The sequence below is a fragment of the Paenibacillus qinlingensis genome (assembly GCF_031455095.1).
Taxonomy (GTDB): domain Bacteria; phylum Bacillota; class Bacilli; order Paenibacillales; family NBRC-103111; genus Paenibacillus_E; species Paenibacillus_E qinlingensis_A.
Map to the genome: position 1 here is coordinate 578,173 of NZ_JAVDSB010000001.1, position 15,264 is coordinate 593,436.

General features: G+C 45.6%; 14 protein-coding genes. 11 read left to right on the plus strand and 3 right to left on the minus strand.

The genetic code is table 11. The features are described from left to right. Positions 1-438 carry a GNAT family N-acetyltransferase gene (locus J2736_RS02385; RefSeq protein WP_310223172.1) on the plus strand — a complete coding sequence of 146 codons (438 nt, stop codon included), beginning with the start codon at positions 1-3 and terminating at the stop codon, positions 436-438. A gap of 84 nt (positions 439-522) precedes the next feature. Here the strand turns inward: J2736_RS02385 and J2736_RS02390 are convergent, their stop codons facing one another. Beyond that, positions 523-1,419 carry an AraC family transcriptional regulator gene (locus J2736_RS02390; RefSeq protein WP_310223174.1) on the minus strand — a complete coding sequence of 299 codons (897 nt, stop codon included), beginning with the start codon at positions 1,417-1,419 and terminating at the stop codon, positions 523-525. A 146-nt stretch (positions 1,420-1,565) separates the two neighbouring features. On the opposite strand from J2736_RS02390, the gene J2736_RS02395 reads away from it, so the two are divergent. The 8 genes from J2736_RS02395 to J2736_RS02430 all read left to right on the plus strand — a co-directional run bounded on the left by J2736_RS02395 (position 1,566) and on the right by J2736_RS02430 (position 11,960). Then, complete coding sequence (locus J2736_RS02395) at positions 1,566-2,699, plus strand: Gfo/Idh/MocA family protein (RefSeq protein WP_310223176.1); 1,134 nt, start codon at positions 1,566-1,568, stop codon at positions 2,697-2,699. Positions 2,700-2,737: 38 nt separating this feature from the next. Next, positions 2,738-4,411, plus strand: a complete 1,674-nt coding sequence (locus tag J2736_RS02400; RefSeq protein WP_310223178.1) for a DUF4091 domain-containing protein — start codon at positions 2,738-2,740, stop codon at positions 4,409-4,411. Between the two features lie 299 nt (positions 4,412-4,710). After that, the gene (locus J2736_RS02405; protein ID WP_310223180.1) at positions 4,711-5,544 is read left to right on the plus strand and encodes an electron transfer flavoprotein subunit beta/FixA family protein; all 834 of its coding nucleotides are present in this window, start codon (positions 4,711-4,713) and stop codon (positions 5,542-5,544) included. 24 nt (positions 5,545-5,568) lie between these two features. Continuing rightward, positions 5,569-6,687, plus strand: a complete 1,119-nt coding sequence (locus J2736_RS02410) for an electron transfer flavoprotein subunit alpha/FixB family protein (RefSeq protein WP_310223181.1) — start codon at positions 5,569-5,571, stop codon at positions 6,685-6,687. Next, positions 6,684-7,994, plus strand: a complete 1,311-nt coding sequence (locus J2736_RS02415; protein WP_310223183.1) for an FAD-dependent oxidoreductase — start codon at positions 6,684-6,686, stop codon at positions 7,992-7,994. The genes J2736_RS02410 and J2736_RS02415 overlap by 4 nt, the downstream gene beginning before the upstream one ends. Beyond that, on the plus strand, positions 7,991-8,278 hold the full coding sequence (locus J2736_RS02420) for a ferredoxin family protein (RefSeq protein ID WP_028554142.1): 288 nt from the start codon (positions 7,991-7,993) through the stop codon (positions 8,276-8,278). Before J2736_RS02415 ends, J2736_RS02420 begins: the two co-directional genes overlap by 4 nt. 146 nt (positions 8,279-8,424) lie before the next feature. Beyond that, entirely contained in the window at positions 8,425-10,620 is a 2,196-nt protein-coding gene (locus J2736_RS02425; RefSeq protein ID WP_310223186.1) for an alpha-galactosidase, read from the plus strand. 827 nt (positions 10,621-11,447) lie between these two features. Continuing rightward, entirely contained in the window at positions 11,448-11,960 is a 513-nt protein-coding gene (locus J2736_RS02430; RefSeq protein ID WP_310223188.1) for a DinB family protein, read from the plus strand. 55 nt (positions 11,961-12,015) lie between these two features. Here the strand turns inward: J2736_RS02430 and J2736_RS02435 are convergent, their stop codons facing one another. Then, positions 12,016-12,243 (minus strand): hypothetical protein, encoded by a 228-nt coding sequence (locus J2736_RS02435; protein ID WP_028554145.1) that lies wholly within the window; start codon positions 12,241-12,243, stop codon positions 12,016-12,018. Positions 12,244-12,447: 204 nt separating this feature from the next. Then, positions 12,448-13,242 (minus strand): AraC family transcriptional regulator, encoded by a 795-nt coding sequence (locus J2736_RS02440; protein ID WP_310223193.1) that lies wholly within the window; start codon positions 13,240-13,242, stop codon positions 12,448-12,450. Positions 13,243-13,372: 130 nt separating this feature from the next. Between J2736_RS02440 and J2736_RS02445 the strand changes: the two genes are divergently transcribed. Both J2736_RS02445 and J2736_RS02450 read left to right on the plus strand, forming a co-directional pair. Then, positions 13,373-14,143: a sugar phosphate isomerase/epimerase family protein gene (locus J2736_RS02445; protein WP_310223194.1), complete on the plus strand. Its 771-nt coding sequence runs from the start codon at positions 13,373-13,375 to the stop codon at positions 14,141-14,143. A 57-nt stretch (positions 14,144-14,200) separates the two neighbouring features. Then, positions 14,201-15,220 (plus strand): Gfo/Idh/MocA family protein, encoded by a 1,020-nt coding sequence (locus J2736_RS02450; RefSeq protein ID WP_310223196.1) that lies wholly within the window; start codon positions 14,201-14,203, stop codon positions 15,218-15,220. Positions 15,221-15,264 lie beyond the last annotated feature (44 nt).

Consider the following 15,264-nt stretch of genomic DNA (forward strand, 5'->3'; position numbering starts at 1 on the left):
GTGCTGTTAAATGTGAAATCCCGCCTGCATGAGGGAGATATTCAACAATTACTTGGCTATAGTGTGTTTCCAGATCCTGAAAGTCTGCAAGAAGCCCTGAGCCAATATGAAAATAATGAAAACACATGGTTATTTGCCTATGAGTCGGAAGGTTTACCTGTCGGAATTATCGGCTTTGAGCTGAATGAGAAGCAAGAAATGACACTTCGTCATCTCGCTGTTGAACCTGAGAGCAGAGGAGAAGGGTTTGGACGCGGGATGTTACTTGAAATTATTGATGATATGCAGCCAGTTCGGATAACGGTGGAAACCGATGAAGAGGCTGTGCAATTTTACCGCAACGTTGGATTCGTGATTCGTAGTCTAGGTGAGAAATATCCGGGTGTAGAGCGGTTTCTGTGCACGTACGAGATTGAAGAAGAAGACGAAGACGAGTAATACAAAGGTGAGTTAACGAGAAATCCCGAGGAACTGCTACATGCAGCTGCTCGGGATTTTTTTGGCTATAAGGAAGATAAGTGCTTACATGCGGGATTTCACTGTTCTTGCATATTCAGAAGGACTCATCAGGGTTGCTTTCTTAAAAGCCTTGGAAAAATAATGCACAGAACTGAAGCCCAGTTGCCTGGAAATCTCGGTGAAATTATAGGTTTCCTCGCGAATCATAATTTTGGCTTGATCGATTTTCAATTTAGCAAAATACTCCATGAGGGTATAGTTCGTATGTTTTTTAAAAAGGTCTTTGAGCTGTGTTTTACCTACACAGAATACTTGGCTGATTTCATTTAAGGTAAGATGAGTATCGATATGGTCTTCCATGTAGCTCATAACTTTACTGGTCAAATCATGAGTCGACTTTTCCTTAGCGACTGTTGAGAGAGGCGTTTCCGCTTCCGGAGAAGCTGATTTGCGAAGCAAACGTAACAAAAGAATTTCCAAATAGCTTTGCAGCATTTGCTCACTGCCAACAGGTGCATCTAACCTCCTCACAAGGGGATGACCGAAGGGGAACTCGAAGGCTTGTTGTCCTTCACGAACAATTTGGGCGAGTAAATTACGCTCTTCATCTTCAAGATGCAGCACTTTACGCTCAAAAAACTGCATCGCTTTCGAATGGCAATCGAATGTCATGACAATTAAATTAGGAGCTTTTCCTTTAGTTGCGTAAAAACTATGAAATTCATTGGGCTTATGAAAGATGATAGAGCCTTGTTTAAGTAAATAGCGATCATCATCCGCATGTACCTCGACTTCTCCACGATCGACATAGAGAAATTCCCAGAAATCATGCTTCTCGCCATCGAACACAAAATCCTTCCCATACTCAAAGTAGTGCATGGTAATGACTTTTTGGATCACAATACTCATCTTCAAATGCGTCCGCCGATACTCGGTAGTATTCGTTTCACTTATCGTCATGGGGGTCACTCCTGGCAGGTCGTTGCATAGCTTTTGTATCTATCATAACACAGTCGAAATTACAAAAAAATCGGCTTTCAGGACAAAGAAAAGGAAAGAAACATCTTTTATAATCAGGATAGCGTTAAGTTCGAGGGGGAGCTAACATGAAGATTGGTGTAATTGGGTATGGCCATAGAATAAGTAGTGTAATTAAAGAAGTCATGAAGGCAGATGTGGACTGCCAAATTGCGGCAATTGTAGACATACGGAAAGATGCGGTTAAAGCTCAATTGGATGAGCAAGGTTGGCATCACATTCATTATTATGATACGCCAGAGCAAATGTTTGCAGCAGAGCAGCTTAACGGCGTTATGATTGGCACGCGCTGTAATTTGCATACAACGATGGGATTGAAGGTACTGCAGCATAATCTTCCGCTCTATATCGAAAAGCCGGTGGCGACGAACTACGAGGATCTCCTTCGTTTAAAACAGGGTTACGAAGCATCCACGTCACCTGTTGTCGTATCTTTTCCATTACGAGTGACCTCTCTTGTGGAGCTAGTTAAAGAAATCGTGCAATCAGGTAAGATCGGTACGGTTGAACATGTTCAAGCGATCAATAACGTGCCTTATGGGCGTGTCTATTTCCAAAGCTGGTATCGAAATGAGGAAGAGACCGGGGGGCTTTTTCTGCAAAAAGCAACCCACGATTTCGATTATATCCAAGCCGTTCTTGGGCAGACGCCGGTATCTGTCTGTGCGATGACTTCCAAGCAAATTTTCAAAGGAAACAAATCTGCTGGACTCAAATGTGTGGATTGTGAAGACAATCGCATCTGTTTGGAGAGCACGGTTGGAACAGTGGAAGGGCTGGATCCGACCTGGCAATATTGCTGTTATGCGGAAGACACAGGCAATGAAGATTCAGGTAGTGCACTGTTCCGATATGAAAGCGGTATGCATATGTCATACTCGCAAAACTTTTTTATTCGCAAAGGCGCTGCTGCGCGGGGTGCGAGATTCATGGGGTATAAGGGGACTGTGGACTTCGATTTCTATACCGGTCAAGTCAAAGTTCATATGCACCATACAGCCCGTGTAGAGACGTATGATCTTGCCGCTGGCAGCAACCATTTTGGCGGTGATGCGAAGCTGGCACGTAATTTTACAGAAGTTATGAAAAAGAAAGCGAGCTCCATCTCGACGCTGGATGACGGTTTGATGAGTGCTCTCATGTGCATGAAAGCACAGGAGTCTGCACAAACGGGGACTTTCCAATCTTTGAAATGGGAATAAGGAAATGGTTTATAACGAATATTGGAGGCATGTAATCAATGGACAATAAGGTAACTTTCCAAACCATAAGCTTGAGTTCGTTATCCAAAGTTTTTGCAGATGAAGCTCCGAGCGAAGGGGCGCTTAAACAAGCATCGGTACTGAAAGGAGAAACCTTCGCTTTCCAAGTTGCATACACCTCAGATCACTTACTGAAAAACATTCGTGTTGAAGTTAATTCGACACTAGGGGTTCCTTTTACAACACGCACTGTAGGTCTTGTGCCATCTGAAATGCCTTGTTACGCTGACCATGATTCCCATGTGTTGCGGACAACAGCTGGTTTGTACCCGGATCCTTTGTACCCGCTTGAAGCGAAGACTGTGACGTCCCTCCCGGGCCAATGGAGAGCAATTTGGATGCATGTTGATGTGGATGCTACTACACTGGCTGGAACCTATAAAGTAAATGTAAGTTTTAATTCGCCAGAAGGGGAACTGCTTGGTGAGGAAGTGTTGGAGCTAACTATACTTGAAGCGACTCTGCCGAAGCAAAAGCTGATTCATACAGAGTGGTTTCACGTTGATTGCCTTGCGACACACTACAAGGTCCCTGTATTTAGTGAGGAGCATTGGCATCGCATCGGTCAGTTCATCGAAACGGCTGTTAAGCATGGCATTAACATGATACTGACTCCGATCTTTACGCCTCCCTTGGATACCGCAGTAGGTGGGGAACGACCGACCGTGCAGCTGATTGGTGTGAAAGTTGTGGAGGGGAGGAGTATTGATAGTAAGACCACGTATGCCTTTGATTATGCCAATCTCGAGCGTTGGGTTGCCCTTTGCCAGAGCAGAGGGGTTGAATACTTCGAGTTCTCACACTTGTTCACCCAATGGGGAGCTAAGCATACGCCGAAAATTATGGCAACTCTGAATGGGGTGGAGCAGCGTATTTTCGGTTGGGAAACGGATGCCGCTGGGGAAGCCTATGCGCACTTTTTAGAGCAGTTCATTCCTGATCTAGATCGTGCTATCCAAAAACTTGGCATCGCTTCTTGCAGTTACTTCCATGTGTCAGATGAGCCTACGGAGGCACATTTCGAATCATACAAGAAAGCAAGTGATCTTGTACGGAAGCTTCTGCCTCCCGAATATCCGATAATCGATGCCTTGACGGACATATCCTTTTATGAACGAGGCATTGTCCAAAAGCCGATTCCCTCGAATGATCATATTGAGCCCTTCTTAAAAGCGGGTGTCCCTGATTTATGGACATATTATTGCTGTGTACAATATAAAGAAGTGTCGAATCGTTTCTTTAACATGCCTTCCGCACGTAACCGAATCCTCGGTCTGCAGCTGTATAAGTACGGTATTCAAGGATTTCTGCATTGGGGATACAATTTCTATTACTCCCAATATGCGATTAAACCGTTGAATCCCTTTCAAGTAACGGATGCTTTGCATGCGTTTGCTTCGGGCGATAGCTACCTTGTTTATCCTGGTGAAACGGGACCCATAGAGTCGATTCGGATGGAAGTATTCTTTGAAGCGCTGCAAGATTTGAGGGCGTTGCAATTATTGGAAACGTTGATTGGTAAAGAAAGCACGATTGCACTAATAGAAGAAGGCTTGACTGAGCCAATCACGTTCTCTGTTTATCCCCGCAGCACAGCATGGATGCTCGAGGTGAGGGAGAGAATTAATCAGGCGATTAGTAACAATAGTTGAGAAGTGAATGAAAATGGGAAGACTGTCGGACGGGTGCTTAAGCCTGCCTTGACAGTCTTTTTTATTGCGTGGAAATGTGCTGAGCTCTTTATTTTTTCTTGGTTTAGTCAAGTTCCTCGCGCTGACGCATATACTGTGTTAGATTCTTATCTTTATGCTGGTTCATCATGTCATGTGATGCACTGAAAGCGATTACTCATCGACATTTACGTGACAAATTTCACAATGATGACAGGCTGTGACAAGGCGATTGTCAAAAAATGCAAGCCAGTTCCCCGTAGAAATAGGAGGGTGCAGAGATGCTGCATATTGTCGTTTGTATTAAACAAGTTCCGGATTCTAGAGAAATTCGCATTGATCCCAAAAATAATACGCTCATTCGTCAAGGTGTACCCAGCATTGTGAATTTCTATGATATGCATGGCTTGGAAGAGGCACTGCGTATTAAAGATGAACAAGGTGCGCGCATCACGGTAGTGACCATGGGACCGCCACCAGCAGAGAAAGGGCTTAAGGAATGCATATCGCTAGGTGCTGATGATGCAGTACTGGTAACTGACCGTGGTTTTGCCGGGGCGGACACACTGGCTACCTCCTACGTCGTTGCACGAACCATTCGGAAAATTGCCGAAACATGGGGACCCGTGGATATCGTTTTTTGCGGCAAGCAAACCTTAGATGGCGATACGGGACAAGTCGGTCCAGGCGTAGCCTGTCGATTAGATTTGGAACAGCTAACCTATGTGAACAAAGTCGTAAAAGTAGATGAAGCCAATCGAAAAGTACGCGTACACCGACTATTAGAAGATGGCATCGAAGTGGTTGAGACAAGCATGCCTGTCCTGATTACAGCGTTGAAGGAACTAAATAAAGTGAGACGCGCTTCGCTGCCTGGGATGATTCGAGCGGCTAGATATAAGCCTACCGTTTGGACAACGGCAGATTTTCCAGATCTGGAGCGGGCAAAGATTGGACTTAAGGGCTCGCCAACGATTGTTGCCAAAACGTGGGTACCAGAAATTAAAGCTGTCAAAACCAATATGATCACATTTGATAGCCCAGAGACGGGCGCAGCCCAGCTAGCCGATCAACTATTAACGAAGGACATGCAGGCCTTGTTGGAGTGGACTTGATCGATAGGAACGGAGGATAACACGATGGCAAAAGAAACAGAACAGATAGATCCGACGATGCCGGACTGGTCGGCATATCGTGGGGTGTTGATCGTAGTTGAGCAGCGCGAGGGCATTGCGAAAAAGGTATCCTGGCAGCTGCTAGGCGAAGGCAAGAAGCTGGCAGCCAAGCTGGAAGCGCCGCTCATGGCGCTCGTCATCGGCGAGAATGTTGCCCAACTCGCCGATGAAGCCGTGGCCTACGGCGCGGATCGGGTTTACCTGTGCGAAGCCGCGGAGCTTCGCGATTACAGGACCCGGCCATACAGCCGGGTCTGCTTGAAGCTGATCGAGGATGCGAAGCCCGAGATCGTGCTGTTCGGCGCGACAGCGACGGGCCGTGACCTCGCAGGTGCAATCGCTACGCACCTGCCGACGGGGCTGACGGCCGACACGACGCAGCTCGACGTGGAGCCGCCCCCGTCACGGCTGCTGCTGGCCAGCCGTCCGGCTTTCTCCGAGAAGATGATGGCCACCATCCTCTGCAAGCAGTACCGGCCGCAAATGGCCACAGCGCGAGCCGGTGTGTTTCAGGCGCTGCCGAAGGACGCAGCGCGCCAAGGCGAGATCGTGCGTATCGAGGCCACGATGCGCGAGGAAGAGATTGACGCGCAGGTGCTCGATTTTCTGCGCGAAACAGGCAAACTGAATCTCGAGGACTGCGAGATTATCGTAGCGGGTGGCCGCGGATTAGGCGGCCCCGATGCGTTCAAGCTGCTTGCCGAGCTTGCGGATGCGCTCGGCGGTGTCGTTGGCGCGTCCCGCGCTGCAGTGGATGCTGGCTGGATCAGCCATGAGCATCAGGTGGGGCAGACGGGCGCCACGGTGCGGCCGAAGCTCTACTTTGCCATCGGCATCTCTGGCGCTGTGCAACACACGGTCGGGATGAGCCATGCCGACGTGGTTGTCGCGATCAACAAGGATGAGAAGGCGCCAATTTTCCAATTTGCCCATTATGGCCTTGTTGGCGATCTGTTCAAAATCGTCCCGGCCATAACGGAGGAATTCAAGAAACGTCGCACACTTTTCGGCATTCACCCGTCATCCACCACCCATACGCAGACGGGGGCAAGCGAAGCACGGGAGAGGAGTGAAGCGAAATGAACGAAAAATTCGACGCCATCGTCGTTGGCGGAGGTCCTGCCGGAGCTGCTGCGGCCTTAACCATGGCACGAGCGGGTTTATCGGTTGTATTGCTCGAAAGGGGCGAGTTTCCTGGCGCCAAAAACATTTTCGGAGGCGTCCTCTACCGCAAACAGATTGAGGAGCTAGTACCTGAGTTTTGGACGGAAAAAAACTTCCCCATGGAACGCTACATTGTTGAACAGCGGATCTGGATGATGGGCAAAGAGTCCATGGTGACCTTCGGCCATCGGAATGAAGCTTACAAGGAGCCGTATAACTGCTTTACTGGCTTGCGAGTTAAATTCGATCAATGGTTCGCTGAAAAAGCGGTAGCGGCGGGCGCAATTCCAATTTACGAAACAGTGGCACTGGATGTCATTCGTGAGGGTAATAAAGTCGTTGGTGTGCGAACAGACCGTGACGACGGCGATCTATATGCGGACGTTGTCGTCATTGCTGATGGGGTTAACTCCTTGCTCGGCAAAGCGATGGGTATTCATAAGGAATGGATGCCGGATGAGGTGTCTTTAGCGGTTAAAGAGGTCATAGCACTGCCCCGAGAAAAAATTGAGGACCGTTTTGGGCTTGAGGGTGATGAAGGTGTCACCATTGAATTTATGGGTGAAACCTCGCTCGGCATGGCGGGGATGGGCTTCTTGTATACGAATAAAGAAACGATCTCGTTAGGGGTCGGTGTAATGGTGAATCATTTGCGTGATAAAAAGGTAAAGCCCTACGCCGTACTCGATGCTGTCAAACAGCATCCGATGATTCGTAAGCTGATTCAAGGCGGAGAGACCAAAGAATATTCCGGTCATCTGATTCCTGAAGGTGGTTTTCACTCGATACCAACCTTGTCGGGAGATGGCTGGTGCGTGTGTGGTGATGCTGCGCAGCTGATTAACTTTGTCCACCGGGAGGGGACGAATCTCGCGATGACCTCGGGGCGACTAGCTGGAGAAGCTATTATCGAAGCGAAGGCACGTGGAGATTTTACAGCCCCAACCATGCATCTATACGATAATAAGATCAGAGAGTCCTTTGTTCACAAGGATTTGCAAAAGTACAAAGGCATGCATCAATTCTTGAAAGAACAGGATCCTGAGCTCTTATTTGATAGGCTGCCTCGAGCCGTAAATGAAGCAGCGTATAACATGTTCCTTGTGGACGGAATAACGAAAGCCGAGAAACAAAAAATGGCCATGAAGCTTATCAAAAATGCCGCAGGCGGCACGGTGAACTTGATGAAGCTGGGCTACAAGGGATGGAGGGCGATGAACGGATGAGCCAAAGTGATATCTCAGATAAACTGTTTACCATTCGTTACAAATGTGATGATAAATCCCATCTCGTGATCAAAGATAAACAAACCTGCTTAAATTGTGTCACCAAGGATTGTAATTATTTCTGTCCTTCCGATGTCTATGAATGGGAAAAGAAACTTAAAATTACCACGGTTGCCTTTGAAAATTGCATTGAGTGCGGAACGTGCCGCATAGCGTGTCCTTCGTATAATATAGACTGGGTGTACCCGAAGGGCGGACATGGCATGACGTATAAATACGGCTAAGCTAGATGTGCGAAAATGGACCTTGACTGCGTAGAGTCAAGGTTCTATTTTTTGCGAAAAAACGACATTCCTCCATATGTAGGTGTAGTTTCTCCATAGTTTTGTTTCACATTGGATATGATAATAGACGATAGGAGGGATTTTTAATGACCATTTCATTTGAAGCAGCACAAGGGATATTTCATTTAAACAATTCGTATATGAGCTATGTAATTCAACTGATTAACAATGCCTATCCAGCCCATGTTTATTGGGGACGCCCTATTCGATCGGGCCAACTTGGTAGCGTGATTCAATATAAAGAACGTGCTTCTTTCAGTCCGAATCCCGTAAAAGAGAATAGAAAAATCTCCTTTGATACACTACCACAGGAGTATCCAGCGTATGGGACAAGCGACTTCCGCGAGCCGGCTTATCAAGTGGCGCTGCCTAATGGCTCGACGATTACTGAGCTTATTTATGACAAGCATCGCATCGTGAAAGGAAAGCCAGCGTTAGAGGGATTGCCTTCAACCTATGTCGAAGATGAACATGAAGCGGAAACGTTAGAAATTGAGCTTATTGACAAAGTAGCGGACTTACGCGCAATTCTGTCGTATACGATTTTTGCCAATCATGCGGCAATTACACGTTCCGTCCGTTTCGTAAACGAGGGCACAGCTGATCTCAGGTTGCTGCGTGCTTTAAGTATGAGCGTAGATTATTCTCATGCTGATTGGGATCTACTGCAGCTCTCAGGGAGTTGGGCACGTGAGCGTCACATCGAAAAGAGAGCTCTAGCTCCAGGCAAATTGACCGTCGAAAGCCGACGCGGGTCAAGCAGTCATTCGCATAACCCGTTTGTCGCTTTGCTTGCCAAGGATGCCAATGAAGACTATGGCGATGTTTATGGCTTTAATCTCGTCTATAGCGGTAACTTTGCGGCTTACGCGGAAGTGGACCCGTTTGCTACGGCACGTATATCCATGGGAATCAATCCTTTCGATTTCAGCTGGCTGCTAGAGCCAGGACAACACTTCCAAACACCTGAGGCTGTAATGGTCTATTCTGCTCAAGGGATTGGTGAGATGTCGAGATCCTATCATCGTCTGTATCGTACACGACTTTGCCGCGGTGAGTTCCGTGATCAAGTACGCCCCGTCCTGGTTAACAACTGGGAGGCGACATATTTTGATTTTAACGCGGATAAAATTGAGAGCATCGCTCGTGCAGGTAAAGAACTTGGAATTGAGCTCTTCGTACTTGATGATGGTTGGTTTGGCAAAAGAAATGATGACACGACTTCACTCGGAGACTGGGTTGTTGATAAGGCCAAGCTCCCAGGCGGTCTTGAAGATTTGGTAGAGCGAGTTAATAAGCTTGGGCTAGAATTTGGATTATGGTTTGAGCCTGAAATGGTATCGCCAGAGAGCGATTTATACCGCAAACATCCTGATTGGTGTTTACATGTACCGGATCGTCGACGGACCGAAGGGCGTGGGCAGCTTATCCTTGATTTTTCACGTGAAGAAGTATGTGAAGGCGTGACGTCCATGCTGCGCAACATACTTAGCTCTGCGCCGATTACTTATGTCAAATGGGATATGAATCGCAATATGACTGAAATTGGCTCAGCGGCATTACCGCCAGAACGCCAACGTGAAACAGCTCATCGTTATATGCTAGGTCTATATCGCGTAATGGAAGCTATCACTACCGAATATCCACATATCTTGTTTGAGAGCTGCTCAGGCGGCGGAGGTCGTTTCGATCCTGGTATGTTGCATTACATGCCGCAAACGTGGACGAGCGATAATACCGATGCCGTGTGCCGTTTGAAAATCCAATACGGAACTAGCATCGTGTACCCGGTTAGCTCCATGGGCTCGCATGTATCTGCCGTGCCGAATCATCAAGTTCATCGCATGACGTCCTTGGAAACCCGCGGCCATGTGGCTATGTCTGGTAACTTCGGGTATGAGCTTGATCTAACGAAGTTCACCGATGAAGAGAAAGAACTTGTCAAACGACAAGTTGCCGACTACAAACAAATCCGGCCTCTTGTCCAATTTGGCGATATGTATCGCCTGTTGAGCCCGTTCGAGGGGAATGACACCGCGTGGATGATTGTCTCCAAGGACAAGACACAAGCCATGGTCGTCTTCGTCCGTGTGCTTGCTGAACCGTATGCGCCGCTGAAGACTTTGCGGCTTAAAGGACTCAACCCTGCTTTCGATTATCATATCGAAGGGTCAGAAGGGCTGTTCCCCGGCGATCATTTGTTATACGCCGGTCTGCCTGTCGCTGGTCTACATGGCGACTTTGAAAGCAAAATCTGGCTGCTTGAGGCCAAGCAGCAGTAAACATAGTTACCCATTTCCCATGATAGGGAAATGGGTTTTTATTTTGCTTTATCGCACCTCTTGAAGTTGCTGCTCAAAATATTCAATTTTCACTTTGTTTATCAAATCGATGTCATTGAAAGCGACTTACTTCCCTTTTTCTCGTTTTGGGAGAGTGGTGGAATTTTTAAGTGCATTTTTGGGTCAGGGAGCATCCTTTGGCGAAACTAATTTTCTGTGATATCTACAACACCTTTTAACAGAGTAGTAACATAGTGGATTGAGAATAGAGAGGTTACAGGTTAGTGAAGAAAGAAGCGAGTATTGAGTATTGCGTACTGTGTATTGCGTACTGCGTATTTAGAAGTAAGAAGTAAGAAATAAGTAGTAAGAAGTAAGTAGTAAGTAGTAAGTAGTAAGTAGTAAGTAGTAAGTAGTAAGAAGTAAGTAGTAAGTAGTAAGTAGTAAGTGGTAAGTAGTAAGTAGTAAGTAGTAAGTAGTAAGTAGTAAGTAGTAAGTAGTTACTAAGTTACTAGCTTATAATTATAAGCTAAGAATCAGGTCTGCATTGTGGAGTTGTGAGTTTTTGATGGCTGGTGTTTATACTTGTAGATACCACAGAAAATTAGTCTAAAAGAAATAGGCGGTAGGGTAGCGAAGTCATACTCGGGCGAACTTACATTGGAAGGGTGGGTGTGGGATTAGGTCTTACCGTTTGTGATTGTTCTTGCAGATACCACAGAAAATCTATTCAGGGAAATAGGCGTGGGTAGCAAGAGCGAGGATATTGCGATATGATAGAGAAATTCATACCAATATTTGTTTAAAAGAAAGGAGACGATTCAAACATGCTACAGAGACCGAGTCATGACGAATATGCATCCTTTTATACGGGGTATATTGGATTGGTACCCGATGGTGATTATGTATCCATTTTGAACAGTCAAGAAAAAGCCCTAGTAACGCTATTTTCACAATTAACAGAGGAACAGGCCTTATCTCGGTATGCCCCTGGCAAGTGGAGTTTGAAGGAGGTTCTGGCTCATATCTCGGATACGGAACGCATCATGAGTTACAGGTTATTACGCATTGCCCGCGGGGATACAACGGATTTACCAGGATTTGATCAGGATATTTTCATTGCGAATACAACGTTTGATGAAGTAGATTTAGTCGATTTGATAAAGGATTTCCAAGCAGTACGACAGGCTACGTTAGCCCTTTTGCCTACGATCACTGAATCAGCTTGGACTCGTCGCGGAACAGCGAATACGTTCGCTATTTCTGCCCGTGCTATCGCATATGTCATTGCTGGGCATGCGCAGCATCATCTTCATGTTGTAGAGAAGAATTACTTGTAAAACAAAGCAGAAAAAAGCCTGAAATCCCTGACTTAGGGGTTTCAGGCTTTTTCTATTAGTACAGAGATAGTGCCAGCGAGTCACGTTCATTCAATGAATGAAGGATCGCTTCACATCCGACAATCTCGATAGAGATGATTGAATCCAGACATTTCTTGAGTGTTGCTCTACCTTTGGTTACTTTGGCCTCAAGTGCTGACTTCAGTAAATTGAATTTCTTTTTATTTTTCTCATCGGAGTATACGGGCACAGGTTTGTTATGAATCGTTATAAACATTTTCATGAGTTCCACCATCCTAAGAATTGGATATAGTACTAGCATATCGGATTATTATTAATAGAACCTTAAAATAGTTTTACAATTTTAAGACAAATAAGAAGATTGCTATGTATTTCGTATATAGATAATACGATTTAGCGGCAGAATTTGTTTCATACAATGGCAAGGAATATTGAATATTGTGTGAATTTAATCAAAAAATTTGTACTAGGTATGTTGCATATTCTGTCGATACGCTTTAGGAGAGGTCCCGAAGCGTTGCTTAAAAGCACGATGAAAGTATGGATAGGAGCCAAAGCCGCAGCTTAGCGCGATTTGTTCTAAGGACATGGAACTATCATGCATGCGCTCTACGGCACTAGATAAGCGAACTTCTGTCGCGTACTGGATCATTGTTTTACCAAAATATTCTTTGAACAAATGAACGGCTCGGGAGATACTAAGTCCAACATGGTCTGCAACATCTTCGATTTTGAATACAGCGGTGGCATGTGCCTCAATAAATCGTTTCATGCGAGTGCCTGTAAAAGGACGTCCTTGCACCGTTTCTGTTGCGGCACGTTCGAGATATAGGCATAAGGCTTGAAGTAAGTAGCCGCTTAATTCAGGATTCTCGTCTTCCATTCTGCGCTTTTCTAGGCTTAATTGCCGCCAAAGTGAGATGAGTCGAGGATCGATATCAATGCGCATGCAGGTTGGTTTGTTGTTGCGTTTCCACCAATCATCAATCCATTCCCCTTTACAAAACAAGTAGTAGTCACCGCTGGCAATTTTATCTTCATTCGGCGTTAGTTGGTTACCGATGCGCAGCTCGTAGGGATCGCCAGGTTTAAAAAGCAGCAAGTGACCAGCTTCTATTGAAATCATGCGGCCGTCGACAAGCGCTTCGCTGGTACCTTCTGTTTGTAATCGAAAAAGATAAGATTGAAGTCCGGATTTGGTACTCACGTAAAACGGGTCCATGTGAAAAGAATACCCACAAACTAATAGTTCAGCATTCATGTAGTTTCGCCTTTCGTAGCCAAATAAGAGATGTTTTAATTATATCGTGAATGGTCATAATAGGCTAATCTCGCTATACTTAGGTCAAGGTTATTATTATCGATTTCACTATGAGAAAAGAGGAGAACAAATGGGACGTTTAGGAATTGGTCTTCAATTGTACACATTGAGAGATGATATGGCACGTGATATGGAAGGTACACTACGCCATGTTGCGAAGTTAGGATATGAAGGCGTTGAGTTTGCTGGCTATTATGATATGCCTGCTGATCAGCTTAAGGGTCTTCTTGATGAGCTTGGACTGAAAGCTTTCGGAAGCCATGTTAGCTTGCAAAGATTCCGTGATAATTTCCAAGGTGAGATCGATTATTTGAAAACAATCGGTGCGAAATACGCAATCTGCCCTTATGTTGGTGCGGAAGAGCGTGAGTCCGTGGACCAATGGAAAGCACTCATTGCTGAGTGCCAGGCACTTGCAGTTGAGACGCAAAAACAAGGCTTGCAGTTCCTTTATCACAACCACGATTTCGAATTCCATTACAAAGTGGATAATGAGTTTGTTTTTGACGCGATGTATGCCAATAATGATGCTATTAAAGTTGAAATGGACGTATGTTGGGTTCAATTCGCAGGACAAGATCCACTTGCGTACATTGCCAAATATGCAGGACGTCTGCCTTTAGTGCATTTCAAGGATTTTACGAAGGATGCTGAGGGTAAACTCGTTACTTTGGAGTTAGGTTTAGGCGATGTTCCATTAGATAAAGTTATCGTAGCGGCTGAACAAGCTGGTGTCGAGTGGCTAGTCGTTGAGCAAGATCATTGCCAAAAAGCGCCTTTAACTAGTATTGAAAACAGCTTTAACTGGGTTAAAGAGCATTACTTAAACGTTCATAACTAATTTCATAACTATTTTTATAACTATTTTATATTTATAAGTCGAAGGAGTTTTCATCTCATGAGTAAAATTAAAGTAGCCGTTATTGGCTGTGGTTCTATTGCTAAACATAGACATATTCCGGAATATGCAGCAAATGCTAATGTTGAGTTAGTTGCATTCGTAGATCCGATTATCGAGAGAGCGGAGCACTACGCACAACTGCATGGCGGCAAAGCATATAGCAACTATGTTGAAATGTTACAAGCAGAAAAAGTTGACGCAGTTAGCGTATGCACACCAAATTACCTTCACGCTGAAATGACCATTGCCGCGGCTAACGCAGGTGCACATGTGCTTGTTGAGAAGCCAATGGCTACAACGGCTGCAGAAGCCGAAGCGATGATTGAAGCTGCGAAGAAAAATGGCGTTTTCTTGATGGTTGGTCACAACCAACGTTTAATGCCTCCGCACGTGAAAGCGAAAGAAATTTTGGAATCAGGTAAACTCGGGAAAGTTCTTACTTTCCGTACATCTTTCGGTCATCCAGGTCCTGAAGGGTGGAGCATTGATGGTCGTGAGAGCTGGTTCTTCCGCAAGGAAGAAGCTATTATGGGCGCAATGGGCGATTTAGGCGTGCACAAGTCTGATCTTATCCGTTGGTTGCTTGACGATGAAGTTGCTCAAGTCGCAGCTTTCGTTGGTACGCTTCACAAAGAAGGTACAGACGTAGATGATAACGCTACTTGTTTGCTTCGGATGAAAAGCGGTGCTACGGGTTCCCTAGTAGCAAGCTGGACTTACTACAAAGGTCAAGACAACTCCACAGTTCTATGGTGTGAGAATGGTGTTATCAAAATTGATACAGACCCTAACGATCAAGTGATCGTTGAACTTCGTAATGGTACGGTTGAGCGCTACAAAGTAGGTCAAGTAGCAACGAATGAGAAACAAACATCCAGCGGAGTTGTCGCTGAGTTCGTTACTAGCATTCAAGATAACAAACCACCTCGTATTTCCGGTGAAGAAGGCTACCAAGCATTGAAAGTGATTCTGGGGGCATTTGAATCCGAAGCTACTGGTAAAATCATTAATCTATAATTGTTAGGATAGACAAAGAAGCTCACCCTTTACGGGGTGAGCTT